Genomic DNA, 26,555 nt, shown 5'->3' on the forward strand with positions numbered 1-26,555 from the left:
TCGAAAAAGTCCCGTTCTTGCTTGCCTAGAGGGGCTGCATCCTTTATCCGGTTGGCTGCCTCGCGTTCGAGCGGCCCCGGCCGTGAATGGGCTGGGCGCATCTAACAGATTGCATAGGGATTACCCGCGAATGGCCAATGTTGTCGTCGTCGGCGCCCAGTGGGGCGACGAAGGAAAGGGCAAGATCGTCGACTGGTTGTCGGAGCAGGCGGACATCGTCGTCCGTTTCCAGGGCGGCCATAACGCCGGCCACACGCTGGTGATCAACGGCAAGACCTACAAGCTGGCGCTGCTGCCCTCGGGCGTGCTGCGCGAGCAGAAGCTGTCGGTGATCGGCAACGGCGTGGTGTTCGATCCCGCCGCCTTCCTCGACGAGGTCACCAAGCTGCGGTCGCAGGGCGTCGCGGTCAGCCCGGACAATCTGCGGGTTGCCGAGAACGTCACGCTGATCCTGCCGCTGCACCGCGAGCTCGACGCGCATCGCGAATCCGCCAATGCAGCGACCGCGATCGGCACCACGCGCCGCGGCATCGGCCCGGCCTACGAGGACAAGGTCGGCCGCCGCGCCATCCGCCTGATGGACCTCGCCGATCTCGACACGCTGCCGCACAAGATCGACCGGCTGCTGGCGCATCACAATGCGTTGCGCCGCGGACTCGGCCTGCCGGAGTTCGACGGCAAGGAGATCCTGAAGGAATTGACCGCGCTGGCGCCGCAGCTCTTGCCCTATGCCGAGACGGTGTGGCGGCTGCTCGACATCAAGCGGCGCGAGGGCAAGCGCATGCTGTTCGAGGGCGCGCAAGGCGCGCTGCTCGACGTCGATCACGGCACGTATCCTTACGTCACCTCGTCCAACACGGTGGCGGCGCAGGCGGCGACCGGCTCGGGCCTCGGCCCCGCCGCGGTCGGCTATGTGCTCGGCCTCTGCAAAGCCTATACGACCCGCGTCGGCCAGGGCCCGTTCCCGACCGAGCAGGACAACGAGACCGGCCGCAAGATCGGCGAGCGCGGCCGCGAGTTCGGCACCAATACCGGGCGTCCGCGCCGCTGCGGCTGGTTCGATGCGGTTCTGGTCCGCCAGGCGGTCCGGACCTGCGGCATCAACGGTCTGGCGCTGACCAAGCTCGACATTCTCGACGGCTTCGACACGATCGAGGTCTGCACCGGCTACAAGCTCGACGGCAAGGAGATCGATCATTTCCCGGCGGGCGAGGGCGCCCAGGCCCGGGTCGAGCCGATCTACGAGACCATCGAAGGCTGGAAGGAGCCGACCGCCAATGCGCGGTCCTGGGCCCAGCTGCCGGCCCAGGCGATCAAATATGTCCGCCGGATCGAGGAATTGGTGGGGTGCCCGGTCGCACTGCTTTCCACCAGCCCCGAACGCGAGGATACTATCCTGGTACAAAATCCGTTTGAGGCTTAACGATCTCTTACCGGGACGCGCGTATAATTGAGTAGAAATGGCTGATTACTATCCGCTGATCGCCCGCGCTATTGCCGCCCTGGACCCCAACGCTCCCGGCGAGAGCCGTCGCGCGCTCTACGAGCGGGCGCGCACGGCGCTGATCGCGCAGCTCCGCAGCGTGCAGCCACCGCTCTCCGAATCCGAGATCACCCGCGAGCGGCTCTCGCTGGAAGAGGCCGTCCGCAAGGTCGAATCAGAGGCCGCCCAGCGTGCCCGCGAGGCCTCGCGCCCCGCTGGCGGCGCCCGCAGCAGCGGCAGCGGCGATGCCTTCCGCCGCGCCAGCACCCGCGCCACCGAGGGCAACGCGCCTGCGCCCCAAACTTCTGCCCCGCCGCGCGCCCGTCCGGCACCGCCGCCGCCGCGCGCCGACCGGCCCTCCTTCAACGTCGATGACCAGGGCGACGCCCCACGTGCGCCGCGGGCTCCGCGTTTCGACGCGCCGCGGCCGCAGGGTCCGTCGGCACCGCCGTCGATGCCGGAGCCTCCGCCGGCCGGACGTGATCGCGCCGGTGGGCGCCGTCCGCCGGACATGGGGCCTCCGCCGCCGCTGCCGCCGGCACCGGGCGTGCGCGGCTTCCGCGACATCACGGCCGACGCCAACGATCTCGGCGGCGCCGCCGCGCAGGCCAACCGCGCCGCGCGCCGCACCTACGCCAACGTGCCTTCGCCCTCGCCGGAATTCGACCGGCTCGAGCCGAGCCTGGAAAATCGCGCCGCCGGGACGGACGCGCCCTACTCCTACGACGAATCGATCGAAGAGGCCGAGCGCTACGCGCCGCAGTCGCAGCCGCCGTCGCAACGTCCGCACATCCCCGTTCTCGACCGCGACACGAAGAAGAAGCGCGCCCGCACTGGCCGCGCCTTTCCGTTCAAGAGCGCAATCGCCGTCGGCATCGTGCTGATCCTGGTCGGTGCCGGCATCCTCTGGGGCAAGCAGCTGGTTCAGACCGCGACCAACCTGTTGAAGTCTTCGCCGACGCAGGTGGTGGAGGCGCCCAGGGATTCGTCGTCGCCCCAGAGCAAGCCCAAGATTCCGGATCGCGTCGGCCAGCCCTCGGCCAGTGACCAGCCGGTCGCGCCGGTGGCGCAGAAGGTCGTGCTCTATGACGAGGATCCATCCGATCCGAAGGGCAAGCAATATGTCGGCTCGGTGGTGTGGCGGCTCGAGCCGATCAAGGCGTCGGGCAACCAGAAGGCCGACGTCGCCGTGCGCGCCGACATCGAGATCCCCGACCGCAAGTTCAAGATGACGATGTCGTTCCGCCGCAACACCGACTCCTCGCTGCCGGCGAGCCACACCGCGGAGCTGACCTTCGTCCTGCCGGCGGACTTTTCGGGCGGCGGCGTCGCCAACGTGCCGGGCATCCTGATGAAGTCGAACGAGCAGGCACGCGGCACGCCGCTGGCAGGCCTCGCGGTCAAGGTCACCGACGGCTTCTTCCTGGTCGGCCTCTCCAACGTCGACGCCGACCGCAGCCGCAACGTCCAGCTGCTGAAGGAGCGCTCCTGGTTCGACGTGCCCCTGGTGTACGCCAATCAGCGCCGCGCCATCATCGCCATCGAGAAGGGCGCTCCCGGCGAGCGCGCCTTCAACGACGCCTTCGCGCAGTGGGGCGACTAGATCTCTGCTCCGTGAGACCTCGGCCCGCATGGTTCGAGACGCCCGCCTTGGCGGGCTCCTCACCATGTGGGTTTGATATCTCTCCGCGAAACGAGACCTCATCCTGAGGGCCCGCCCCTTGGGCGGGCGTCTCGAAGGATGGCCGCAGCTACGCTCTCTTCTACTGCGCCGTCGCTTCCCGCTTGCGCGATGTCGCGGCGGCGTGCTCGCGGTCCATCACGGCACGACAGCCCGGGCTGACCTGAGCTTTCTTCTGCACCATGCAGGCCCTGATCCTGGGGATGTCGGGGATCTCACTGGAGCACAGCCGCATGGCATCGCCGGAGCACATCTGCTGCGCTTCGGACGAGAAGGAAAGGCCGGGCGATGTCTGGAATGCGATGGCTGCGGTTGTGACGGCGAAGAGAGTTGCGATGGTCTGGTAGCGTGTCATGCGGAATGCGTCCCCGAGTTCCGTGGGTTGAGCCACTTGGTTTTGGGGCGCCGCACGCGGCTTGACCTGCCGCATGTCACAGCCTTCACGCCGGGACCTCAATCCCGCATGTGGTCGCTCGATCTCTCGTGATGTTCGAATCGAAAAGTGCTGCGCCGCCCGAATCAAGTATGCGCCATTGTCACGCGGCCGCAATGGCAGGCGAAAAGGAATTCGCAATTGTTGCGCGCACGTCACGCACAATGCGACTCGCGTGCGATCAGATCAATCGATCGGAGGATACGCTCGCTTGTTCCGCATCGCTTGCGCCAAGCGCCGCGTGCTCCTCGACCGCCGTAACGCCCTTTGCCGTGAGCTCGAACAGATCGCCGTCCTTCATCACGTAACCGTCGGCGATCAGCTCGCCTATCTTGCCGTGCCGGTCGTCGGCAAAGGCGATGGATTGGCTGATGTCCCTCAGGATCGAGAGCTGTTCGTCGCGCAACATGGCTTCACTCTCCGTTCGCCGGGGATGGTTCCGGTCCTCACATGCCGTGGCTCTGAAACACCTTGCTGCAAGACCGCGACAGCTTGGCCCTGTTGGCTTGCAAGCAGCCTTGCACCGCCATGTCGTTGCCGAGGTCCTTGCGGCAGAAGCGCGAGGCGTCCCGTGAACAGGCCTTCTGCTCCTGCGGTGAACCCATATGGCCTTGTGCGAGGGCGGGCGCGTTCGACAGGCCGCTCACGGCCGTCAGTGCGATCGTCGCCAGGAAGAACAGTTTGCGGGACATCGGCGGCTCCAAATCTGACAGGTGAGTTTCAAGTCCTGTCTGAACTCGTCGCTATGCCGCTTGTTCCCAGCGCAGAGCCCGTCCCCCCGCTATTCAAGGTTCCCGCGGCGCTGCTATAACGGGGCGAAGGATGAGGGTGCCTGATGAAACGCTATCTCGTGTTTGCGCTGGTCGGCCCGTTCGTGGGCGGGTTCCTGCTGCTGCTGACGACGACCTATCAGTCCGGCTATTGGACCCAGACCAGTCTCGCTGAAGTCGGCAAGCTGTTCGCGGTGTTCTTCAAATCCCTGCAATACAGTTATCTGTTCGGCTTCCTGCCCTCGCTGATGATCGGTGCAGTCGACGATATCCTGGTCCACATCCGCCGGATCGGCCCGGTGCTGCGGATGCTGCTGGTCGGCGTGTTCGCCTTCATCCTGGCCTCGCTGACCTACAGCTCGCGCGGTCCGGACTCGGGCGCGGTGCAGTTCATCCTGTACGGCCTCGTCGGGTTCGTGCCGGCGGTGATTTCATCCTGGCTCGTGCATAGATATGTCGCGGAGCCGCAGCCGGCGGCAGCACAGACTTGAGGGCGCGACCTTCGATCACGCCGCAGCAACCTCCGCCGCGCTGGCGCGTTCCCTACAGGCCATGACCATGTCCGATGACGATATTCTTGCTCCGCGTCGCTCCCGTTCGGGAAGCCGCCCGGGTCCGGCCTCTTCGGGCACCGAGGGGCGTGGGCCGATCATCGATCAGGATGGTCACGAGATCCGGCCCGAAACGCTCGAGCAGGGCTTTCGCGAGTTTCGCTTCGAGTTCGGGAAGGACAGTCCCTTCGCCGGCAACCCGTTCGGCAATCTGACGCGCGAGCAGCGGATCGCGCGGATCGAGGCGATCGCAAAGCTGCTCGACGTCGCCTTCGTACTGCCCGGAACCAATATCCGCTATGGCATCGACGGCTTGATCGGACTGATCCCCGTCGTCGGCGACATCATCACCACCGCGATCTCGCTCTGGCTGGTGCGAGAGGCGAGGGCGCTCGGGGCGCCCTGGTACATCACCGCGCGCATGCTCGGCAATGTCGCCCTCGACGGCGTCGTCGGCATCGTGCCGTTCGCGGGCGACGCCTTTGACGTCATGTTCCGTGCCAACATGCGCAACGTGCGTCTGCTCCGCCGCTGGCTCGACAAGCAGCCGCGCATCTGACGCGCCCCAAAACGCAAAAAGCGCGACAGCCTTTCGGCCGTCGCGCTCTCAGCGCACATCGGAGCGAAAACTTACGCCGCGTCGGCAGCGTCGGTGCTGGCTTCCACCGGCTTGCGGTGACGGGGCAGCGGGAAGGCTTCGCTCTCATAAAGCGAGCGGATACCGTTCTGATCGAAGCGCGCTTCCTCGACCTGGAGATAGGCGCCGTTCAGCGAATCCGTCGGCAACTGCTCCATCGCGAACTGCACGGCTTCGGCCGCGGTGCCGAACCGGCGATAGGTGAAGCCTGCACGCTTCTTCTTGCGGATCGCAGCGGGGAAGAGTTCGGCGGAAGTGTTGAAGTTGAACGGACGCAGTGGACGCATGGTCAAAGACCTCGTGATCTCTCTGGGGCTTTAAGCGCGTGGGGTTGGGACGGGCAGAGGCCACGATTGAGTGGGCGCCGCACATGTCATTTTCGTCCTCTAATATAGCCCGTTTTGACAAAATTGCGACCCCCGCGATGCGAGATGATGAATCCGCGCATGGCAGCTCCGCAGGGCCGAAAATGACAACAATGTCAGTGGCTTGAATGGTTTACAGCTTGCCAAGGAGCAGCAGCACGAGCAGCACCACCAGGACAAGGCCGCCGATCCCCATGCCGGAATGACCCATTCCGTAGCCGTAGCCACCGACGCGGCCCGACAGGCCGCCGACGAGATAAATGATCACCAGGATGATCAGGATGGTCCCAAGCGTCATGGCATCCTCCTTGGCGGCCGCGGCAACGCCAGCCGGCCGCACCACGAGGTAAGAAAAGCACATCGCGCCGCCGGGTTCCATGACGGAACCCGGCGGCGCGCAAGGTTTATTTAGGTTCGAGCTTCAGCGCCGCGGAATTGATGCAGTAACGCAAGCCCGTCGGCCCCGGGCCGTCGGGGAAGACATGGCCGAGATGGCCGCTGCACTTGGCGCACAGCACCTCGGTGCGGACCATGCCGTGGCTGACGTCCCGCTCCTCGTCGATATGGCCCTCGACGGCGGGCTGGGTGAAGCTGGGCCAGCCGCAGCCGGAATCGAACTTCGCGTCGGACTCGAACAGCACATTGCCGCAGCCGGCGCAGGTATAGGTGCCGGCGCGGTGGTCCTGCTCATATTCGCCGGAGAAGGGACGCTCGGTCGCCTTCTCGCGCAGCACTGCGTATTGCATCGGCGACAACTCGCTGCGCCATTGCTGTTCGCTCTTGATGACCTTGTCGTCCGTGGTTTTCGTCTTGGTGTCGGGCATGGGTCTCCCGTTTTTTCGATGATCTTGTTCAGTGATCTTGCGATCAGTTGGTTGCCTTGCTGGCGCTCACCAGCGTCGGCTTCTCGATATAGTTATCCGCGAACAGCTTTTTCAGGTTCTCGACCTTCGGAAGGTCGTTGTAGGCGATGTAGGGCTGGTTCGGGTGCAGCGTCAGATAATCCTGGTGATAGGCCTCCGCCGGATAGAACGCCTCCAGCGCGCCGACCTTGGTCGCGATCGGCTTATTGAAGACCTTGGCGCCGTTGAGCTGGGTGATATAGGCCTCGGCCACCTTCTTCTGCTCGTCGGAGGTGGTGAAGATCGCCGAGCGATATTGCGTGCCGGAGTCGGGGCCCTGCCGGTTGAGCTGGGTCGGGTCGTGCGCCACCGAGAAGTAGATCTGCAGGATCTTGCCGTAGGAGATCTTCTTCGGGTCGTATTTGATCTCGACCGATTCCGCGTGGCCGGTCCGGCCGCTCGAGACGGTCTGGTAGTCGGCCGTCGCCTTGGTGCCGCCGGCATAGCCGGAGACCGCGTTGACGACGCCTGCGGTGTGCTGGAACACGCCCTGCACGCCCCAGAAGCAGCCGCCGGCGATCACGGCGGTCTGGATCCCGCTGGCGGGCGCCGCGTCAACGGCGGGAGCGGGGATCACGACCGCATCCTCTGCGGCCCGGGTCGGCGCGGCAAAGGCCAGCGTCAGGGCGGTGGTTGCGGCGAGCAGGGACAGGATGGCAGGTCGGCGCATGGCGGTCCTCTTTCGGAAGGTCTGACAGTCTAGGGCGGTTGGGGCCGGGCGAACAGCCTGCCCGGCATTTTCGGACATTCGAGATACGGGCCGGCCGGGCGATTGTTACGGCCGGACGGACACGAGTCTGTGAAACGCGCCGCCTGGAGCGGCCCGGCTTGGCGAGGACAGGAACTCCGCGCTAGATGAACCGGCGCGATCGGTGATCGACCTAAAGAATGATGGCTGGAGCTGACCTGACAACATGCTGCGCGTCGTATCCCTGACCCTCGTCGCCGTGCTCGCCATCCTGGCCGGCTGGAGCTCGATCGCGGCGGCCGAACCAAAACCCGGCGACGACCTCGCCATTTGCCGCGACCGCCAGGCGGATGCGCAGGCGAGGGCGCAGGCCTGCGACAATTTGCTCAACGCCGACCGGCTCAGCGGCAAGGACAAGGCCGTCGCGCTTTCCGTGCGCGGCAATACGCTGATCAACAAGCGCGACTACGTCCATGCCATCGAGACCTTGTCCATGGCCGTCGACCTCGATCCCGACAACGTCGTCACGCTCAATTTGCGCGGCCTCGCCTATGAGCGGACGGGCCAGGACGACCATGCGATGACGGACTACAACCTCGCGCTCCAGAAGCGCCCGACCTACGGTGTCCCCTACAACAACCGCGGCATCATCCAGTTGCGCCGGGGGGCGCTGCAAAGCGCGCTCGACGATTTTAACCTGTCGATCAAATACGCGCCAAAATTCCTGCTCGGCTACACCAACCGCGCCCGCGTGCGCACGCTGATGCAGGATTTTGACGGCGCGATCGCCGATTTCGCGGAGGCCGAGAAGATCGAACCGGGCGCGCAGCAGATCACCGCCAACCGCTGCATCACCTACGGCATGATGGGCGAGTACGGCCAGGCCTTCGCCGACTGCAACGGCCTGATCGAGAAGCAGCCGAAGAACGTGTACGCGATCAACAATCGCGCCGACGTCAACATGCTGAAGGGCGATTTCGACGCCGCGTTGAAGGACTACAACATTGCGATCCAGATCAACCCGAACAATGTCCGGGCACATTCGGGTCGCGGCCAGATCTACGAGCGCAAGAAGGACCTCGCCCAAGCCCGTGCCGACTATCGTGCGGCGGCTTATTCGCTGACGAAGTTCGACGAGCTCGACGTCGCGCGTGCCCGCGCGATCGCGCAGGAGCGATTGGCGGCGCTGACCCCGCAGGCGCCGGCCGGATCAACGGGGCGCCGTGTGGCGCTGGTGATCGGGAACGGCGCCTACAAGAACGTCCACGCCTTGCCCAATCCGCCACGCGACTCGAAAATGATCGCAGCCGCGCTGCGCGATGTCGGCTTCCAGACCGTGATATCCGTCAGCGACCTCACCCGCGACAAGTTCTTCGAAGCGTTGCAGACGTTTGCGGCCGAGGCAGAGAAGGCCGATTGGGCGGTGGTCTATTACGCCGGCCACGGTTTCGAGATCGGCGGCGTCAATTATCTCGTTCCCGTCGATGCCAAGCTCGCCGCCGACAAGGACGCCGAGACCCAGGCGGTTGCGCTGGAGCAGGTGATCGCGGCGGTGGGCGCTGCGCGAAAAGTGCGTCTGGTCATGCTGGATGCCTGCCGCGACAATCCGTTCGCGCCGACCATGCAGCGCACGCTGTCGCTCAAGCTGGTGGACAAGGGCTTTTCCAACATCGAGCCCGGCGCCGGCTTCATGGTGGTCTACGCCGCCAAGCACGGCGAGACCGCGATGGACGGCGACGGCGGCGCCGACAGTCCGTTCGCCACTGCGCTCGCCCGCGAGATCAAGATGCCGCGCGTCGAGATCCGAAAGCTGTTCGACATCGTCCGCGACGATGTCTGGCTTGTGACCAAGCACGTGCAGCAGCCGTTTTCCTACGGCTCGCCGCCGGGAAGAGAGGATTTTTATTTCGTTGTGGGGAAGTGAAAGCTGCTTATGGGGCGCACCTTCGTCCCCTCACATTAGGTGTCGTCCCGGCGGAGGCCGGGATCCATAGCCACAGGGCGTGGTTTGGCGAAGACTGACAGTGATCGAACCCTCCCTCGGTACCAAGACCGCCGAATACGGATAGATGACGCGGTATGGGTCCCGGCCTTCGCCGGGACGACGGCTACACCACAATGCTCAGCCGCTTCGCCGCCCGCGTGATGCCCGTGTACAGCCACCGCGCGCGGCTCTCCTGAAACGCAAAGCTCTCGTCGAACAGCACGACGTCGTCCCATTGCGAGCCCTGCGACTTGTGCACGGTCAGCACGTAGCCGTAGTCGAACTCGTCATAGGGCTTGCGCTGCTCCCAGGCGATCGCCTCGACGCCGCCCTCGAAGCAATCGGCACGCACCGAGACCTTCGTCACCTTGTGGCCGAGATCCTCGTCCGGCGACAGCCTCATGCTGAGAATGCGGGATTTCGAGCGCGAGGTGTTGCGCGACTTCACGCGCCACAGCCCGCCGTTGAACAGGCCCTTCTTGCGATTGTTGCGCAGGCAGACCAGCTTGTCGCCGGCGACGGGGAAGACGTCCTCGATGTTCTGGCGCTGACGCACCCGCATATTGTACGCGCGCCGCGTGTTGTTGCGTCCGACCAGGACCTGGTCGGCGGCCATGACGCGATCAGGATCGAGCTCCTTGCGCGACACCACCTCGCTCTCGCCGTAGCGGCCGATGTCGAGCTCGCGTCCCTCGCGGACGTCCATCGACATCCGCACGATCGGATCGTCCTGGGCCTGGCGGTGCACCTCGGTCAGCATCGCGTCGGGCTCGGTATTGGTGAAGAAGCCGCCGCCCTGGATCGGCGGCAGCTGCGCGGGATCGCCCAGCACCAGCAGCGGGCAGTCGAACGACATCAGGTCGCGGCCCAATTCGGCATCGACCATCGAGCATTCGTCGATCACGATCAGCTTGGCCTTGGACGCCGGGGCGTCGTCCCACAGCTCGAAGCTGGGTTGTTCCTCGCCGGATTCGCGGGTGCGGTAGATCAGCGAATGGATGGTGGAGGCTTCGTCGCAGCCCTTGTTGCGCATGACCAGCGCCGCCTTGCCGGTGAAGGCGGCGAATTTCACCTCGCCATCGACGCCGTCGGCGATGTGCCGCGCCAGCGTGGTCTTGCCGGTGCCGGCATAGCCGAACAGGCGGAACACCGGCGGCGTGCCGTTGCGACCTGGTTTGGCCTTGAGCCAGTCGCCAACGGCCTTGAGCGCGGCATCCTGATGCGGGGTGAATGTGGCCATGTCTGTCTTGAGGAGGGGGCGAAACGGAGCGATTCGCCAGCCCCAAAACTAACCATTCGCACCGCCGGTTCAAGCCGGGCGGGGCGCCCTACTGCCAGCCGGGAACGCCGCGCATGTCGGGCAGATGGTGAGCGATGCCCTTGTGGCAGTCGATGCAGGTCTTTTCCTTGGTGAAGAGGAAGCGCTGGTGCGCGACCGAGGCCCGCGGCGACTGCTTGGTGATGTCCATGGAATCGGCGCTGTGGCAGTTGCGGCATTCCAGCGAATCGTTGGACTTGAAGCGCGCCCATTCATGCGCCGCCAGCTCGAGCCGGTGATCCTGGAATTTCTCGCGGGTATCGATCGTACCGAAGATCTTGCCCCAGACCTCCTTGGAGGCCTGCATCTTGCGGGCGATCTTGTCGGTCCAGTTGTGCGGCACGTGGCAGTCCGGACAGGTCGCGCGCACGCCGGAGCGATTGGCGAAGTGGATGGTCGACTTCAGCTCGGCATAGACGTTGTCCTTCATCTCGTGGCAGCCGGTGCAAAATTTTTCGGTGTTGGTCAATTCCAGCGCGGTGTTGAAGCCGCCCCAGAAGATCACGCCGGCCATGAAGCCCGCCAGCACCAGCACGCCGAGGCCGAACACCGAGCTCGGACGGATCAGCACCTGCCAGAGCTCGCGCGCAAAGTCCAAGCTTCGCGCGACGAAGCCGCGTTTGGCCTTCATTCCCTCGTCGGGCTCATCAGCGGTCGTCGTCATCGGCGGCCACCCGGGCTTGCGCGCGACAGCAGCGTGTCGATGTCGGTGAAGTCGTTGCTGACGGGCGGCGTGGCGGTGTTCTGCGGCACGTGGCATTCCGTGCAGAAGAAGCGGCGCGGCGAGATCGAAGCCAGGAACTGGCCGTCGCGATCCATGAAGTGGGTGATCGAGACCATCGGCGCCTGCGATTCCGCGATGCGCGCCCGCGCATGGCAGGACAGGCACTTGTTGCCGTTGAGATCGACCTGATAGCCGTCGATCGCATGCGGGATCACCGGCGGCTGCTCCGGATAGTTGCGCACTTCCCTTTCGGAGGTGTTGCGGTTCGGCAGCATCGGCGGCGCCGGACCTTCGTCGTTGAGCGGCGTCGGGCCGCGCAGGCCTGACGTCACCGTCTGCGCGGTCAGCGAGCTCGCGCCAGCCGCGATCGCGACCGCGAGCAGCGCTACTCCAAATCGTTTCATCATGACACGTTCACCCGCTCGATGCGCACGGCGCACTTCTTGTAATCGGTTTGCAGCGAGATCGGATCGGTGGCGTCCAGCGTCACCTTGTTGATCAGCTTGGATTCGTCGAACCACGGCACGAATACGAGGCCACGCGGCGGCCGGTCGCGGCCGCGGGTCTCGACGCGGACACGGATGAAGCCGCGGCGGGAGACCACCTTCACCTCGTCGCCGCGGCGGATCTTCGCCTCCTGCGCGTCGTCAGGATGCATGAAGCACACGGCCTCGGGGAAGGCCTTGTAGAGCTCGGGGACCCGGCGCGTCATGGTGCCGGAATGCCAGTGCTCCAGCACGCGGCCGGTGGAGAGCCAGTAGGGATATTCGTTGTCGGGCGATTCCGCCGGCGGCTCGTAAGGAAGGGCGAAGATGCGCGCCTTGCCGTCCGGATAGCCGTAGAACTGCACGTCGGTGCCCTGCTTGACATAGGGGTCGCTGCCCTCGCGGAAACGCCATTTCGTCTCCTGGCCGTTGACAACGGGCCAGCGCAGGCCGCGCTCGCGGTGATAGGCGTCGAACGGCGCGAGGTCGTGGCCGTGGCCGCGGCCGAACGCGGCGTATTCCTCGAACAGGCCCTTCTGCACGTAGAAGCCGAACGCCTTGGACTCCTCGTTGGCGTAGCCCTCCTCGATCTCCGACGTCGGGAATTTATCGACCTGGCCGTTCTTGTAGAGCACGTCGAACAGCGTCTTGCCGCGTACGTCCGGCTTCTTGGCGATCAGCTCCTCCGGCCACACTTCCTCGATCTTGAAGCGCTTGGAGAACTCCATGAGCTGCCAGAGATCGGACTTGGACTCGCCGGGCGCGGGGACGAGCTGGTACCAGAACTGCGTGCGCCGCTCGGCGTTGCCGTAGGCGCCTTCCTTCTCCACCCACATCGCGGTCGGCAGGATCAAATCGGCGGCGAGCGCCGTCACCGATGGATAGGCGTCCGAGACTACGATGAAATTGTCGGGGTTGCGGAAGCCCGGATAGGTCTCCTCGTTGGCGTTGGGACCAGCCTGGAGGTTGTTGTTGACCTGCACCCAATAGGCGTTGATCAGGCCGTCCTTCAGCATCCGGCTTTGCAGCACGGCGTGCGCGCCGGGCTTGTCGGGAATGGTGCCCTCGGGCAGCAGCCAGATGTGCTCGGCCTTGGTGCGGTGCTCCTTGTTGGTGACGACCATGTCGGCCGGCAGGCGGTGCGAGAAGGTGCCGACCTCGCGCGCGGTGCCGCAGGCCGAGGGCTGGCCGGTCAGCGAGAACGGGCTGTTGCCGGGCGAGGAGATCTTCCCGGTTAGAAGGTGGATGTTGTAGACGAGGTTGTTGCACCAGACGCCGCGGGTGTGCTGGTTGAAGCCCATGGTCCAGAACGAGACCACCTTGGTCTTGGGGTCGGCGTAGAGCTCGGCCAGCGCCTCCAGGCGATTGAGCGGCACGCCCGACATCTCGGCCGCCTTCTCCAGCGTGTACTCCGAGACGAACTTGACGTACTCGTCATAGCTCATCTCGGTAGAATCATTGGCCTTCGCCGCGCCCGTCGCCTTCTTCTGCAGCGGATGCTCGGGCCGCAAGCCATAGCCAATGTCGGTCTGGCCGCGCCTGAAGATGGTATGCGCGGCAACGAAGTCCTTGTTGACCCGGCCCGTCTTGATGATGTGGTTGGCGATGGCGTTGAGGATGTAGAGGTCGGTCTGCGGCTTGAACACCATGCCGATGTCGGCGAGGTCGAACGAGCGGTGCTCGAAGGTCGAGAGCACGGCGACGCGAACATGCGGCGCGGAGAGCCGGCGGTCGGCAAGGCGCGTCCACAGGATCGGATGCATCTCCGCCATGTTGGAGCCCCACAGCACGAAGGCATCGGTGGCCTCGATGTCGTCATAGCAGCCGGCCGGCTCGTCGATGCCGAAGGTGCGCATCATGCCGGCCACGGCGGAGGCCATGCAGTGGCGCGCATTGGGATCGATATTGTTGGTGCGGAAGCCGGCCTTGAACAGCTTCACGGCCGCATAGCCCTCCCAGATCGTCCACTGGCCGGAGCCGAACATCGCGACGCCGTTCGGCCCGCGCTTCTTGATCGCCTCCTTCCACTTCACCTCCATGATGTCGAAGGCTTCGGTCCAGGAGATGGGCGTGAATTCGCCGTTCTTGTCGTATTTGCCGGCCGTCTTGCGCAGCATCGGCTGGGTCAGGCGGTCGTGGCCGTACATGATCTTGGAGAGGAAGTAGCCCTTGACGCAGTTGAGGCCGCGGTTGACCTCGGCCTTGATGTCGCCGTGGGTGGCGACGACGCGATTGTTCTTGGTCGCAACCATCACGGAGCAGCCGGTACCGCAGAAGCGGCAGGCGGCCTTGTCCCATTTCAGTTCGGCGACGTCGCGCTCGGCGACGAGATTCGCGGCGAGCGCCGGTGCCGGCATGCCCGCAGCGGCGGCCGCGATGGCGGCGGCCTCGAGCTTCAGCATCTGGCGGCGGTCGAGCTTTGGCGATGTCATGACGACTCTCCCGGCCTTAAGCCGTTTCGATGGCGTGAAAGACCAGCGCCGCGGAATAGACGTCGGGCAGCGACTGGATGGTGTTGAGCAGGGTGCCGAGGCTGCCGGAATCAGGCGCCTCGGTCACGACGATGAGCTTGCCGCGCGGGTCGCGGCCGTGAATCTCGCAGCCGGCAAGGGCGGTGATCGCGGCCTCGAGTGCGGCGAGCCGCTCGGGGCGCGCCTGCACGATGATGCTGGCGATTTCGCAACCGGGCGGCGAGATGACGCGCTCGGCGCTGAGTACCCGGCCGGTGATCAGTGCGCGGCGGTTGAGTTTGGATTCGGCCATGATGCCTGTCTTTCGCTTTTCGGGGGATCAATGCGGGGAGGGCGGCGGGCCGGGAGGGCCGGCGAACATCTGGTAGATCCAGACGCCGAGCCCGTAGGAGCCGACCGTTCCGACCGCGAGGACAGGCATCACGATCGCGGTCAGGAACAGGAAAGCGAAAATCTCCATGCGCTTACGGCGCACGCGCGAAGTCGCGTCGTCAGGGGCCGACATATTCGGTCTCGTCTGAAATGTGGGGATTGGGACGGCATCCGGGCCGTTGCCTTGCCGCACTTTAGATGCATCAGGGCTGCTGACGCCTTGATCTGGATCAATCCGTCCAGTCGCGGTGCTGACTGCCGCCAGACCCACAAGCACAAGTTTGGGTTGTACCCGTGCGAAGGCGATGCGACAATTTGGCATCGAACGGGGATACGAGCTGTGACTGCGACAGGGCTGTCGGCGATCGATCTCGGACTTCGCGGCGCAGCGAGCGGCGTGTTCCTGTTGATCGTTCTCGTGGCCTTGCTGCGTCGTGCGATCGGCCAACAGGCTTTGCTGGGCATCGCGATGTGCGCAGGCGGCATGTTCTATGCGATCGCGACGGCGCCCAACCTCCCCAAAACGGCTTGGTGGTGGGTATTACCGATCCTGTCCGCGCAGCCTGCGGTCTTCTGGCTGTGGGCGCGCGCGGCGTTCGACGACGATTTCGTGCTGAGGCGTTGGCACGGCGCCCTGTGGCTGAGCATCGTGGCTTTCGGGTTTGCGATCACGCTGGGCTGGGCGAACTGGCCCGCTTTAGCCGGCGCAGGCGGGCGAGTCCTGGCTTTGGCCACCCTGGTGTTGGCCCTCGCTGCCGCGGTTCAGACGGTCAAGACCTGGCGCGCCGATCTGGTCGCGCGGCGACGCCGACTGCGGCTGGCGATGCTTGCGATCAATGTCGTGCTCATCGCGACCGTCGGCGTCGCCGGCTTCGCCGCAATTCCCGTCGCGGTTCCCGGTGCGCCCGGCAGTCTCCCGACCGCGCTCGGGCTGTTCGTGGTGGCCATGCTTGCCGGCCTCGGCCTGTTCAGCGCGCCGGCGATGGCCGTCGATGACGCCACGGCCGCGATCGCATCCGGCGAGGCGGGGAGGCAAGCCCCGGCCGCCGACCGCGCCGCCGCGGGGCGGGTCGTCGTCGACCCGATCCTGCTGCGGCGCCTCGACCATCTGATGACGGTGGAGCGAAGCTACCGCCAGGAAGGCCTCGCGATCGGAGCGCTTGCGGCGCGGCTCGATGTTCCCGAGCATCGGCTGCGCCAGGCGATCAACGAAGGGCTGGGCCATCGCAACTTCAATGCGTTCCTCAACCGCTACCGTATCGAGGACGCCAGGCTGGCGCTGTCCGACGTGACGCAGCGGGATGTCCCGGTGCTGACCATCGCCATGGATGCGGGCTTTCAGTCGATCGGACCTTTCAATCGCGCGTTCAAGGCCGAAACCGGCATGACCCCGACCGAATTCCGGCGCGAGGCGCTGAGCCGGCCCGAGAGCGCTGAACTCAGCCAACCGCGCCGCGAAATCGGCTAGCCGATTTTTGGATCAGGCGAGAACACCCTGCGCCGATTGGTTAGACGGTCCAAGCATAAACTCCCATCCAGCGGAATGAGCCTGTCCATGTCCCACTCGACCGCCGCCGCCCCTGTGTCGGAGAGGCTCCATGCTCTCGACGCAGTCAGGGGTGGCGCGCTGCTGCTCGGCATCGTCCTGCACGCGACATTGTCGTTTGTGCCGGCCTCGCCCCGGTTCTGGATCATCCAAGACACCCATCCAAGCGTTACTCTGGGCCTGCTGTCCTTTACCATCCACGTCTTCCGGATGACGACCTTCTTCCTGATGGCCGGCTTCTTTGCCCGCATGAGCTTTCACCGCCGGGGGAGCTGGGGCTTCGTCAGGGACAGGCTGCAGCGGATCGGCCTGCCGTTGGTGATCGGCTGGCCGCTCGTGTTCATGCCGATAGCTCTGATCGTGATCTGGGCATCTCACTTTCCAAATGGCGGTCCGATCCACCCCACGTCCGGCTGGCTGCCGGCATTGCCTAAGTTCCCCCTGACCCACCTCTGGTTTCTGTATGTGCTGCTGGAGCTTTATGTCGCGACGCTGCTGCTGCGCGGTGCAATGGTCTGGCTTGATGTATCAGGGACGCTGCGCATGGTGTTTGACCGTGTCTTCGCGCGGATCATGCGAAATCCGCTGGCTCCCCTAGTTCTGGCAATACCGATCGGCATCGCCTTCTGCCTCGATCCACGATGGATCAACGTGATGGGCGTGAGGACGCCGGATCAATCGTTCGTCACCAATGCGCAGGCCTGGATCGGCTTCGGCACCGCATTCGGCATCGGCTGGCTCCTGCATCGGCAGGTCGATCTGCTGCGGCTCATCGAGCGACGCTGGCTGACACATGTCCTGCTCGCGCTCTTCCTGATCCTGGTCAGCTTCGCGGTGTCAGGCGTGATGCTGTCGTTGCCTGTCGCGCCGAAACTGCCGGTCAGCTTCGCCACGCTCAGGCTGATCTCCGCCATCCTCTATGCACCGGCGATTTGGGTTTCCACATTCGCGGTCCTCGGCCTCGCCCTCCGCTTCATGTCAGGCTTCAGTCGGACGTGGCGCTACCTCGCCGATGCATCCTACTGGCTCTATCTGATCCACCTGCCGATCGTGATGGCGCTGCAGGTCGCGCTGTCGCAGCTCGACTGGCCCGGGCTGACCAAGTTCGCGATCATTCTCCTTGTCGCGCTTCCTCCGATGCTTGCGAGCTATCATCTGCTGGTGCGCTTCACCTTTATCGGTGTGGTCCTGAATGGCCGCCGCGCCGAAAAGCGCCTTCTCCCGCAAGGCGGAATTGCGACTGCGTAGACAGCGCCGCCCCACCCATTAAGATGCCCGCAACAAAAATATGAGCGGCAAGAATACTCAAGAAAACTTGGGAGAGGCGTCATGAAGTTCGGCATCTTCTATGAGCTGCAACTGCCACGTCCGTGGGTCGCCGGCGACGAGCTCAGCCTCTACCAGAACGCGCTCTCGCAGATGGAACTGGCCGACCAGCTCGGCTACGACCACGCCTGGGTCGTCGAGCATCACTTCCTCGAAGAATACTCGCACTCGCCCTCGCCGGAATCGTTTCTCGCAGCCGCAAGCCAGCGCACCAGGAACATCCGGCTCGGCCACGGCATCCTCCAGCTCACCACCAACCATCCGGCGCGAGTCGCCGAGCGCGTCGCGGTGCTCGACCTGCTCTCCAACGGCCGCTGCGAATTCGGCATGGGCGAGAGCGCATCCATCACCGAGCTCACGCCGTTCGGCCGCGACATGGAGACCAAGAAAGAGGTGTTCGAGGAAGCCGTCGCCGCGATCTTCCCGATGTTCAAGGACGCGGGCAGCGAGCATCACGGCAAATATTTCGACATCCCCTTGCGCAACGTCGTGCCGAAACCGGTACAGAAGCCGCATCCGCCATTGTGGATGGCCTGCTCGCAATTACAGACCATCGAGCGCGCCGGACGCCATGGGTTTGGCGCGCTCGGCTTCCAGTTCGTCAGCGCGGATGCCGCGCACGCCTGGGTGCACGCCTATTACAACGCCATGACCAAGCGTCTCGCCAAGCTCGCCGACTACGAGATCAACCCGAACATGGCGCTGGTGTCGTTCTTCATGTGCGCGAAGACGGATGAGGAGGCCCGCGCCCGCGCCGACGGCGCCACCTTCTTCCAGTTCGCGTTGCGCTTCTACGGCGCCTCGCAGAACCGCCAGCGTCCGGCGCCCTACACCGTCAACATGTGGGACGAGTACAACAAGTGGAAGCGCGACAATCCGGAGGCGCAGGAGGCCGCGCTGCGCGGCGGCCTGATCGGCTCGCCCGAGACGATCCGTAGGAAGCTGAAGCGCTTCCAGGGCTCGCACATCGACCAGGTCATCCTGCTGAACCAGGCGGGTAAGAACAGCCACGAGCACATCTGCGAATCGCTGGAGCTGTTCGGCCGCGAGGTGATGCCGGAATTCCAGAATGATCCGGCGCAGGCGGCCTGGAAGCAGGGCGTCATGAGCGGCGAGATCAAGCTGGAGGAAATCGACACCGAGGCCTTCACCGACCGCTACGGCAAGCTCGCGGTCAACGTGGGGCCGGCGAAGGCGGCGGCGGGGTAGGCAGCGTGTTGCGGCACCGCGGTAGGGACGACCACGAAGTCGAGTGCGCCCCCGCACCATCAACCTGCCGGCGCACGAGTTCGGCGGCGATTTTCTCAAGACGCTGTCCGCATCCTTCTACAGCCATGGTGTCTTAAACATAAAGCCGTGTTGGTGTTCGCCTAGTCGTCGATCACCATCTCAACCAGCTTCGCTATTTTGTCCCGCGTCAGATCACCCGAGTTTGAAATGTAAGGCTCGACATCCGGGGCATAGACAAAAGGAGCGCCCTTCCTGGTTCCGCTGCCGACGATGCGGGTCACAACGATGTTGCCAAGTGCAGTTGAGATGCTCGTCGCAGCACCGTTGCCCACGGTAAAAGTAACCCCGACGGGACGGTGATCATTCCGCTCGATCTGCGGAGAAAAGGAGAACAGGTCTTCGCCGAGATGATGCTTCAGCTCCTCCAGGAAAGGTATTACCTCGCGCTCCATCGCCTGCTTGCAGTACTCGATGTCGGCGGTTCGCTTGTCCTTGTTCTCCGCGGCGATAGTCGTCTGCCTCTCCTTTTCGACGACGGCTGCGGATAATTTCTGTCGGAACTTCTCGGCGAGCTGCTCGGCGTCCATTTTCGTTCCAATCAAACCTGGCCCCAATGATGTTGGAGCTCATAAGACATTGTTAAGGCTTATCGTCAGCCTTTTGTTTCAATGGATTCATCAGAGCGAATGGCGATGCTTCTTTCGCTGCGGGTTGGCAACGTGTGCCACCAGACACTCCCGCGTATTCTGTGAGCGGAAAGCGAAGCTTTGAGACGGCTTGCGTGGTGGCGGTTGACACGGCCGCTGGGGCTCCTTCCAAAGCCTCGAAACCGCCATCGAGTCATTTCGAGCTCGATTGATTGCTCCGGGGGAACAAAGAACCGCTTGCGGCGTTGTAGAAATTGGTCGGCGCTTCTTCAAGCCACCGCGTATCGCCGCGCTTCTGCGAAAGACGCAATCCAGATTGGCGATTTAATGCCCTCCGAACCGAGGCTGGTTTCAGGAATGGCCTCCGATGCCTCCCTCGATCGCCAGGATGAGCTTCCATACCGTCGCCGCCAACAGGCTCTCCTCAGGGAGTTCGGTACGGCTGCACTGCAAACCCGTGACTTCAGGCAAATTCTTCAGCATGCGGCAGAACTCAGTGCTCGCGGTCTGGGATGCTCATACGCCAAGGTTCTGGAATATCTTCCGGACGAGAAGCGTTTGATCGTGCGTGCCGGGATCGGCTGGCCCGCGGGGACAGTAGATCACGTAACGCTCGGTGCTGATATCGAATCGCCCGCGGGCTTTGCCTACCAGACCGGCCAATCGGTCATCTCCAATCACTTGCAGGAAGAGACACGTTTCCGGACGCCGGCGCTTCTGGCCAAGCATGGCATCAAACGTGCGATCAACGTGCTTATCAGGCGAGGTGGCGAGGGCGACGTGCCGTTCGGTGTTCTCGAGGCCGATAGTCACGATCCCGGACAATTCGACGACGCTGATGCGGATTTCCTGGCTGGTTTCGCAGGCCTGCTCGGCATCGCGATTGAGCGCCAACACGCCGACGCCAAGCTTCAGGAAGCTCTTGAGCACGAAGCATTGCTCACGCGTGAGATGAGTCATCGCGTCAAGAACAGCCTCACCTCAGTCGTTGGCCTGCTACGTGTGCAAGCACGTGGGTCGGATTCCGTCGATGTGAAGCACGCATTGGAAAACGCCGCCATGCGCGTCGCTTCGATCGCGGAAGTGCATGATCATCTCTGGCGCGGCGGCAAGGTCGGATTCGTCGATCTTGCCGATTTCGTCGAGCATCTTTGCAGAAATCTTCAGAGTTCGGCGCCGGAACACAGGCTTCAATATCGTTCGGATCCCATCGTCATATCCGCGGACAAGGCCATTCCTCTGGGCTTGCTGGTGAACGAGCTCGTCACAAACGCGATTAAATATGCCTATGTCGATGGGCCGGGTGTCATCGCTGTAGACGCCCGCGAGATCGACGGACATCTGCTGGTCGAAATCTCCGATCAGGGCGCAGGGCTACCCGACGGGTTTGACATCAACCAGCCGCGGAAGAGTCTCGGATTCCGGGTCGTCAGCGGCCTGGTCAGGCAGTTGATGGGCGAGCTTACGATCTCAACAAATATACCGAGGGGAGCGCTATTCACAATCCGGCTTCCTCTTGATCACCCTCAACAATCGCTCGATGCGAACTGAAGGCTATTCCGGGTTTCTGCATTGAAGTCTTGAGGGTTCTCTTACATGGCCTTGGCCACTCCACCCATCCGAGTCCTTGTTGTCGAAGACGAAGCGTTCATTCGCATGGACGTAGTTGACGTGCTCCGCGCGGCCGGATTCGAAGTGCTAGAGGCAACCAACGCCGAGGAGGCCATTCAGATGCTCGAATGCAACTCTGATGTCCGCCTTGTATTCACCGACATCGATATGCCCGGTTCAATGAACGGTTTGAAATTGGCGGCGGCTGTCAGGAACCGCTGGCCGCCAGTCAGGATCGTTGCAACCTCGGGCCACGTCAAAATACGAGCCGGTGATCTTCCGGCGGACGCCCGGTTTATCCCCAAGCCCTACCAGCCGGTGCAAATCATCGACGCGATCCGTGAGCTGACCAGCGCGGCGTAATGAACTACCCCAGTTGCCAAGAAGGTAAGTTGCAATGAAGACCATACGGACCTTGTTCATGGCTGCGCTGATCGTTGCCGGGGGTGTCACCCAGGCGCTGGCTGAGTGCCAAATTGCTGACGCAAGGCTGGAGGAGGCCATTCAGCAAAATCCCCGGTTTCGAGGACCAGCCAACAGTCAGGCCGTGCGCGACCTTCGGAGTCTAAGAGATGCCGCTTTCACGCTTCGATCTTATGGACGGCATGACGACTGTGAGCGTCTCCTCGCCAACATTCGCGAACTCATCGCGGGGCCGCCGATGGGGTCGTTGGGGGACAACGATGAGGAAGAGGCCGATAAGCAAATTGCTGCTCGTGAACCGAAAATCAGACGCGGAGCGACTTTGGGCAGCCGTGACAAGAAAGACGCCAAGCCGTTAATAAAGATCGACCAACTTACGCCCGGTTTGAGGACCGACGAGATGATTGGGGCGGAGGTCCGCAGTTCCGATGACAAGATCGTCGGCGAGGTGCGTAACATCGTCTTTGGCACAAAAGATGGAAGGGACTACGCGATCGTCGCCTCGGGCGGATTTTTCACCACTGGAAAGGACAGCATCGTGGTGCCGATCCGATCTCTGAAGGTTACGCAGGATCGATCAAGCTTCTTTCTTCCCATTGGGAAGGAAGTCATGAAAACGGTGCCTGTGATGCCTGACCAGGAATACAAGTGGCTCTCCGACCCGGCTTGGCGCGCCAATAACGATGCCTTGTTTGAAAAGCCGTAGCCGACCGGCGGCGCGTTTTTACGCAACGGCGCATCACTGGCTAGCCCAGAGCTTCGTTCACTTCCACATGCAGAGCGTTGCGTCGGTGAGGGCGAAAGCGGACAGGTTGAGACCACCGCCCTCCCCGTAGAGAACCATGTGACCTGAACTGGCGGCGTCGACAGCGATCGTGGCACGGGGAAGTTTTGCAGCATTTTCCTTCCACGGACTTTCCAGTCAGAACTTCTACAGGCAAACTCCATCGATGGCAGGTCTCTGTCGGCCACCGTCGGCGGATGTGGTGGCGAAGGATACGGTATAGTCTCAAGCCTCTACGTTCCTGACGAGTGATCCCCTGGAGTGGTCATGGCAAAACACCGCGTCTACACCACCAGCTTCGCAAGCGTTTACCCGCTTTACGTTGCGAAGGCGGAAAAGAAAGGACGCACCAAAGCAGAGGTCGATCAGGTCATCTCCTGGTTGACAGGTTATGGTCAGAAGGAGCTGGAAGCTCAACTGGAACAGCGGACGGACTTCGAAACCTTCTTTGCGAAAGCCCCCAAGATCAATCCTTCGCGAGCCCTCATCAAAGGCGTGGTTTGCGGCGTCCGGGTCGAGGATGTCAAAGAACCAACGATGCGAGAGATCCGCTACCTGGACAAGCTGATCGATGAGCTGGCCAACGGAAAAGCGATGGACAAGATTTTGCGCAAAAGTGCTGACTAAGGGGGCATCCTTCGTCCGCCTGGCTTGGCGACGTTACGGCAGATATCCGGCGACACCCGCCTTTCGCTGCGCGGCCATTGCTGATAAATTTCGTCAAAAGGCGATGGGGAGAAAACGATGCGCCCTCGCGGGACGCCCGCAAATCCGACAGTTGGGGATGTCACGCCCGCGGTGCTTGCCATCGGTCGTCCGGATTTCCCTGATATCCTGATCGATACACTGCGCCGGCAGGCCGGGGTCGGGCATTGCATGGTGTTCGCGCTGAGCCGCGCGGGCGCCGCACACTGCCTGCTCGATGCCGGCAACATCCCGATCGGCGGCGATCTCGGCGCGGCCTATACCGGGCAGTTCCACCAATCCGATCCCAACCGCGATGCGCTGTTCGAAGGCGAGGGCCGTGCGACGCTCGTGCTGCCCGCCTTCGCGCCGCGGATGTACGGCGCGCGCTACCGAAAAATGTTCTTTGTGGATTCCGGCATCGTCGACAAATGCGCGACCGCGATCTGGGTCGACGATACCTGTTTCTACGTCAATTTCTATCGCATCGCTGTCCAGGGCCGCTTCAGCGACGCCCAGCGTTCGCGGCTTGAGGCCATCGCACCGGCCATCAGTGCGAGTGTGGCACGCCATTTCCAGCACAGCTCGGCGGCGACGACCGAGCAGTCTCTCGCCGCGCTCTTCGCGACGCGCGCGCCGCTCGCCAGCCTCACCCCGCGCGAGCAGGACGTTTGCCGGCGCATCCTCTCGGGCTTCAGCTCCGACGCGATCTCGCAGGCGCTCGGAATCAGCCTGCATTCGACCCTGACCTATCGCAAACGCGCCTATGAGCGGCTCGGCATCTCGTCACAAAGCGAGCTGTTTGCGATCGTGCTGCGCCTGCTCGCCGGCCCGCGCGGCCTGAACTGAAGCTGTCCCAATCGCTGGGGACAGACGGCGCCTCCTGAAGCCGCTAACGTTGGCGGTGATCAGCAATGGAGCGAAGCTTGAGCACCGCGCCGCGCATCGACATCGACCCTGTCGCGTTCTGGGCCGACCCGTACCCGATGCTCGCGACAATGCGCAAGGAGGCGCCGATCGCCTTCGTGCCGCAGCTCGGCTCGACGCTGCTGACGAGCCGCGACGATATCTCGATCTCCGAGAAGCAGATCGACGTGTTCTCCTCGCACCAGCCCGCGGGCCTGATGAACCGGCTGATGGGCCACAACATGATGCGCAAGGACGGCGAGGCGCATCAGGTCGAGCGCCGCGCGATGTTTCCGACGGTGTCGCCGAAGACGGTGAAGGCGCACTGGGCCGCGCTGTTCCAGGCCCATGCCGATCGCATCATCGACGCGATCGAACCCGGGCGGATCGATTTCATGCGCGACTTCGCGTTGCCGTTCTCCGGCGAATGCCTGAAGTCGATTACCGGCCTCACCAATATCGGCTTTGCGGATATGGATGCCTGGTCACAGGGCATGATCGAGGGCATCGCCAATTACAGCGGCGACGCAGCCGTCGAGGCGCGTTGCCATGCGGCGACGTCGGGCATCGATGCCGCCATCGACGACATCCTGCCTGTGATGCGCAAGCATCCCGACCAGAGCATCCTCGGCGTGCTGCTCGCGTCGGGCATGGCGATGGAGAGCGTGCGCGCCAACGTCAAACTCGCGATCTCAGGCGGCCAGAACGAGCCGCGCAAGGCGATCGCCGGCACGGTATGGGCGCTGCTGAGCCATCCAGACCAGCTCGATCTCGTGCGCAAGGGCGAGGTGACGTGGCTCCAGGCCTTCGAGGAATATGCCCGCTGGATCTCGCCGATCGGCATGTCGCCGCGGCGCATCGCAAAGCCGTGGACGATCCGCGACGTCGCGTTCGAAACCGATGAACGCGTATTCCTCATGTTCGGCTCCGCCAACCGCGACGAGAAGCATTTTGAGCGCGCCGACCAGTTCGACGTGCGGCGTGATACGGCCAAGAGCGTCGCGTTCGGCGCCGGTCCGCATTTCTGCGCCGGTGCCTGGGCCTCGCGCGCCATGATTGCCGACGTCGCACTGCCGACCTTGTTCGCCCGTGCCGGCCGGCTCGAGATCGCCGACGACGAACCGGTGCGGATCGGCGGCTGGGCCTTTCGCGGGCTGCAAAATCTGCCCGTGAGATGGCTGCATTAGTCCGGCAGGGACCGGTCCATCCGCAACGCCGCCATGATGCCATCCTGCTCCTGTTTTGCCCGACGAGTCAAAGAAATTTCGGATAAGGCGTAAGTCATTGTTTTCGCACGTCCCGGCTACTGTGCATGGGGTTGTTTTCGCGATTTTTTGAATCTTGGCCGGGCGCGTGCGTTTTTCACATTCGCGTGCGGAAAAATATCCCCTGCATTCGCTCCGCCGATTGAAAGATTAATCATGCGCTCCGCCATGCGCGCAGTGCTTGCATCGCTATTTTTCCGCGCGTCTCGACACCTTCGATCAGCCGCACCATCATTCCCGAGCACGAATGAAGGACGGCCGCACGCGGCCGGGAGTGTCGGATGCAACGTCGGGACTTTCTCAAACTATCCGTTGGAACTGCGGCAGTCGCCGCATTCGCTTCGAGTGCCAAAGCACAAGGAACGTCACAAGGCGCGGTAAAGGAAATTCGTGTCGGCTACCAGAAGACCGGCGTGCTGGTTATCACGCGTCAGCAGGCCACCCTGGAAAAACATTTCGCGCCCTTGGGCGTCGACGTGAAGTGGGTCGAGTTCTCGTCGGGGCCTCCGATGATGGAGGCGATGAATGTCGGCAGCGTCGATTTCGGCGCGGTCGGCGATTCCCCGCCGGTGTTCGCCCAGGCGGCGGGCGCCGCGATCGTCTATGCCGCCGGCCAGCCCATCACCAACGGGCAGGGCATCCTGGTGCCGAAGGACTCGCCGATCCGCAGCATCGCCGACCTGAAGGGCAAGCGCGTCGGCTTCACCAAGGGCTCCAGCGCCCACAACATCGTGGTGCAGACGCTGGAGAAAGCCAGCCTCACCTATGCCGATATCACGCCGGTCTATCTGACGCCGCCGGATGCCGGGCCCGCCTTTGCCAATGGCAGCATCGAAGCTTGGGCGATCTGGGATCCGTATTTCGCGATCGGCGAGACCAAGCAGGGCGGCCGCATCCTGATCAATGCGCGCGACGTCACCAAGACAAATTCCTTCTTCATCGCCAATCGCGATTTCGCCAGGAATCACGGCGCCGTCCTGCAACAGATCATCGATATGACGACCGCGGCCGGTCGATGGGCCGAGCAGCACCGCGACGAGGTCGCCAAATCGCTCGCCGCGATCACCGGCGTCCCGCTGGACATTCAGACCCTCGCCGCCAATCGCGCGAATTTCGTGGTCGGCCCGGTCACGGACGACGTCGTCACGACCCAGCAGGGTGTCGCCGACCGCTTCCACAAGCTCGGCCTGATCCCGAAGCCGATCGTGATCCGCGACATCGTCTGGCGCAACCCGGCAGCCTGATCGTGCCAACCAGCCTTCCCATTCA

29 protein-coding genes are annotated in these 26,555 nt (G+C 63.6%); 15 read left to right on the forward strand and 14 right to left on the reverse strand.

Translation table 11 applies throughout. The annotated features are described in order from the left end of the window. Positions 1-130: 130 nt before the first annotated feature. Both IVB40_RS04735 and IVB40_RS04740 read left to right on the forward strand, forming a co-directional pair. A complete protein-coding gene (locus IVB40_RS04735; RefSeq protein ID WP_247287660.1) occupies positions 131-1,423 on the forward strand; it encodes an adenylosuccinate synthase in 1,293 nt (430 codons plus the stop codon). Between the two features lie 37 nt (positions 1,424-1,460). Next, entirely contained in the window at positions 1,461-3,086 is a 1,626-nt protein-coding gene (locus IVB40_RS04740; protein WP_247818220.1) for a hypothetical protein, read from the forward strand. 160 nt (positions 3,087-3,246) lie between these two features. On the opposite strand, the gene IVB40_RS04745 is transcribed toward IVB40_RS04740, so the two are convergent. The 3 genes from IVB40_RS04745 to IVB40_RS04755 form a co-directional block, all read right to left on the reverse strand. Next, complete coding sequence (locus tag IVB40_RS04745; RefSeq protein ID WP_027519942.1) at positions 3,247-3,519, reverse strand: hypothetical protein; 273 nt, start codon at positions 3,517-3,519, stop codon at positions 3,247-3,249. A 259-nt stretch (positions 3,520-3,778) separates the two neighbouring features. Further along, positions 3,779-4,006, reverse strand: a complete 228-nt coding sequence (locus tag IVB40_RS04750; protein WP_007614124.1) for a hypothetical protein — start codon at positions 4,004-4,006, stop codon at positions 3,779-3,781. Positions 4,007-4,043: 37 nt separating this feature from the next. Next, on the reverse strand, positions 4,044-4,289 hold the full coding sequence (locus tag IVB40_RS04755; RefSeq protein WP_247358309.1) for a hypothetical protein: 246 nt from the start codon (positions 4,287-4,289) through the stop codon (positions 4,044-4,046). Between the two features lie 143 nt (positions 4,290-4,432). On the opposite strand from IVB40_RS04755, the gene IVB40_RS04760 reads away from it, so the two are divergent. Continuing rightward, a complete protein-coding gene (locus tag IVB40_RS04760; RefSeq protein ID WP_027519939.1) occupies positions 4,433-4,858 on the forward strand; it encodes a DUF5413 family protein in 426 nt (141 codons plus the stop codon). Positions 4,859-4,919: 61 nt separating this feature from the next. Next, positions 4,920-5,477 carry a DUF4112 domain-containing protein gene (locus IVB40_RS04765; protein WP_247287665.1) on the forward strand — a complete coding sequence of 186 codons (558 nt, stop codon included), beginning with the start codon at positions 4,920-4,922 and terminating at the stop codon, positions 5,475-5,477. Positions 5,478-5,548: 71 nt separating this feature from the next. Here the strand turns inward: IVB40_RS04765 and IVB40_RS04770 are convergent, their stop codons facing one another. From IVB40_RS04770 to msrA, 4 genes are all read right to left on the reverse strand, one after another. Beyond that, positions 5,549-5,842, reverse strand: a complete 294-nt coding sequence (locus IVB40_RS04770) for a hypothetical protein (protein WP_007596188.1) — start codon at positions 5,840-5,842, stop codon at positions 5,549-5,551. A 211-nt stretch (positions 5,843-6,053) separates the two neighbouring features. Continuing rightward, a complete protein-coding gene (locus tag IVB40_RS04775; protein WP_081747975.1) occupies positions 6,054-6,218 on the reverse strand; it encodes a DUF3309 family protein in 165 nt (54 codons plus the stop codon). 106 nt (positions 6,219-6,324) lie between these two features. Next, positions 6,325-6,744, reverse strand: coding sequence for a peptide-methionine (R)-S-oxide reductase MsrB (msrB, locus tag IVB40_RS04780; RefSeq protein WP_247287666.1), 420 nt, complete (start codon positions 6,742-6,744; stop codon positions 6,325-6,327). A 43-nt stretch (positions 6,745-6,787) separates the two neighbouring features. After that, on the reverse strand, positions 6,788-7,492 hold the full coding sequence (gene msrA / locus IVB40_RS04785) for a peptide-methionine (S)-S-oxide reductase MsrA (RefSeq protein ID WP_247287667.1): 705 nt from the start codon (positions 7,490-7,492) through the stop codon (positions 6,788-6,790). A 244-nt stretch (positions 7,493-7,736) separates the two neighbouring features. Between msrA and IVB40_RS04790 the strand changes: the two genes are divergently transcribed. Further along, positions 7,737-9,434 (forward strand): caspase family protein, encoded by a 1,698-nt coding sequence (locus IVB40_RS04790; protein WP_247818221.1) that lies wholly within the window; start codon positions 7,737-7,739, stop codon positions 9,432-9,434. Positions 9,435-9,618: 184 nt separating this feature from the next. Here IVB40_RS04790 and IVB40_RS04795 read toward each other — a convergent pair whose 3' ends face one another. From IVB40_RS04795 to napE, 6 genes are all read right to left on the reverse strand, one after another. Next, positions 9,619-10,734, reverse strand: a complete 1,116-nt coding sequence (locus IVB40_RS04795) for an ATP-dependent RecD-like DNA helicase (RefSeq protein ID WP_007596183.1) — start codon at positions 10,732-10,734, stop codon at positions 9,619-9,621. 88 nt (positions 10,735-10,822) lie between these two features. After that, the gene (locus tag IVB40_RS04800) at positions 10,823-11,476 is read right to left on the reverse strand and encodes a NapC/NirT family cytochrome c (protein WP_027570412.1); all 654 of its coding nucleotides are present in this window, start codon (positions 11,474-11,476) and stop codon (positions 10,823-10,825) included. Further along, positions 11,473-11,943 (reverse strand): nitrate reductase cytochrome c-type subunit, encoded by a 471-nt coding sequence (locus tag IVB40_RS04805; protein ID WP_007596181.1) that lies wholly within the window; start codon positions 11,941-11,943, stop codon positions 11,473-11,475. The genes IVB40_RS04800 and IVB40_RS04805 overlap by 4 nt, the downstream gene beginning before the upstream one ends. Next, on the reverse strand, positions 11,940-14,453 hold the full coding sequence (napA, locus tag IVB40_RS04810) for a nitrate reductase catalytic subunit NapA (RefSeq protein WP_247818222.1): 2,514 nt from the start codon (positions 14,451-14,453) through the stop codon (positions 11,940-11,942). Before napA ends, IVB40_RS04805 begins: the two co-directional genes overlap by 4 nt. Positions 14,454-14,469: 16 nt before the next feature. Beyond that, complete coding sequence (locus tag IVB40_RS04815; protein ID WP_247358313.1) at positions 14,470-14,784, reverse strand: chaperone NapD; 315 nt, start codon at positions 14,782-14,784, stop codon at positions 14,470-14,472. Between the two features lie 27 nt (positions 14,785-14,811). Further along, positions 14,812-14,997: a periplasmic nitrate reductase, NapE protein gene (gene napE, locus IVB40_RS04820; RefSeq protein ID WP_007596178.1), complete on the reverse strand. Its 186-nt coding sequence runs from the start codon at positions 14,995-14,997 to the stop codon at positions 14,812-14,814. A gap of 207 nt (positions 14,998-15,204) precedes the next feature. On the opposite strand from napE, the gene IVB40_RS04825 reads away from it, so the two are divergent. The 3 genes from IVB40_RS04825 (at position 15,205) to IVB40_RS04835 (ending at position 18,945) form a co-directional block, all read left to right on the forward strand. Beyond that, on the forward strand, positions 15,205-16,332 hold the full coding sequence (locus IVB40_RS04825) for a helix-turn-helix domain-containing protein (RefSeq protein ID WP_247358314.1): 1,128 nt from the start codon (positions 15,205-15,207) through the stop codon (positions 16,330-16,332). A gap of 87 nt (positions 16,333-16,419) precedes the next feature. Next, positions 16,420-17,658 carry an acyltransferase family protein gene (locus IVB40_RS04830; protein ID WP_247818223.1) on the forward strand — a complete coding sequence of 413 codons (1,239 nt, stop codon included), beginning with the start codon at positions 16,420-16,422 and terminating at the stop codon, positions 17,656-17,658. 81 nt (positions 17,659-17,739) lie between these two features. Continuing rightward, complete coding sequence (locus IVB40_RS04835; RefSeq protein WP_247818224.1) at positions 17,740-18,945, forward strand: LLM class flavin-dependent oxidoreductase; 1,206 nt, start codon at positions 17,740-17,742, stop codon at positions 18,943-18,945. Between the two features lie 161 nt (positions 18,946-19,106). On the opposite strand, the gene IVB40_RS04840 is transcribed toward IVB40_RS04835, so the two are convergent. After that, positions 19,107-19,553, reverse strand: coding sequence for a hypothetical protein (locus tag IVB40_RS04840; RefSeq protein ID WP_027570419.1), 447 nt, complete (start codon positions 19,551-19,553; stop codon positions 19,107-19,109). Positions 19,554-19,940: 387 nt separating this feature from the next. Between IVB40_RS04840 and IVB40_RS04845 the strand changes: the two genes are divergently transcribed. The 7 genes from IVB40_RS04845 to IVB40_RS04875 all read left to right on the forward strand — a co-directional run bounded on the left by IVB40_RS04845 (position 19,941) and on the right by IVB40_RS04875 (position 26,530). Beyond that, entirely contained in the window at positions 19,941-21,164 is a 1,224-nt protein-coding gene (locus tag IVB40_RS04845; RefSeq protein ID WP_247818225.1) for a histidine kinase dimerization/phosphoacceptor domain -containing protein, read from the forward strand. 45 nt (positions 21,165-21,209) lie between these two features. Then, complete coding sequence (locus IVB40_RS04850) at positions 21,210-21,587, forward strand: response regulator (protein WP_247818226.1); 378 nt, start codon at positions 21,210-21,212, stop codon at positions 21,585-21,587. Positions 21,588-21,645: 58 nt separating this feature from the next. Continuing rightward, on the forward strand, positions 21,646-22,353 hold the full coding sequence (locus tag IVB40_RS04855) for a PRC-barrel domain-containing protein (RefSeq protein WP_245287883.1): 708 nt from the start codon (positions 21,646-21,648) through the stop codon (positions 22,351-22,353). A 345-nt stretch (positions 22,354-22,698) separates the two neighbouring features. Further along, complete coding sequence (locus IVB40_RS04860) at positions 22,699-23,058, forward strand: DUF2200 domain-containing protein (protein WP_247818227.1); 360 nt, start codon at positions 22,699-22,701, stop codon at positions 23,056-23,058. 117 nt (positions 23,059-23,175) lie between these two features. Next, positions 23,176-23,964 (forward strand): helix-turn-helix transcriptional regulator, encoded by a 789-nt coding sequence (locus tag IVB40_RS04865; protein WP_247818228.1) that lies wholly within the window; start codon positions 23,176-23,178, stop codon positions 23,962-23,964. 77 nt (positions 23,965-24,041) lie between these two features. After that, positions 24,042-25,208 carry a cytochrome P450 gene (locus IVB40_RS04870; protein WP_247818229.1) on the forward strand — a complete coding sequence of 389 codons (1,167 nt, stop codon included), beginning with the start codon at positions 24,042-24,044 and terminating at the stop codon, positions 25,206-25,208. Between the two features lie 359 nt (positions 25,209-25,567). After that, positions 25,568-26,530, forward strand: a complete 963-nt coding sequence (locus IVB40_RS04875; RefSeq protein ID WP_247818230.1) for a sulfonate ABC transporter substrate-binding protein — start codon at positions 25,568-25,570, stop codon at positions 26,528-26,530. The last annotated feature ends 25 nt before the right edge of the window (positions 26,531-26,555 follow it).

The organism is Bradyrhizobium sp. 40, assembly GCF_023100925.1.
Classification (GTDB): Bacteria; Pseudomonadota; Alphaproteobacteria; order Rhizobiales; family Xanthobacteraceae; genus Bradyrhizobium.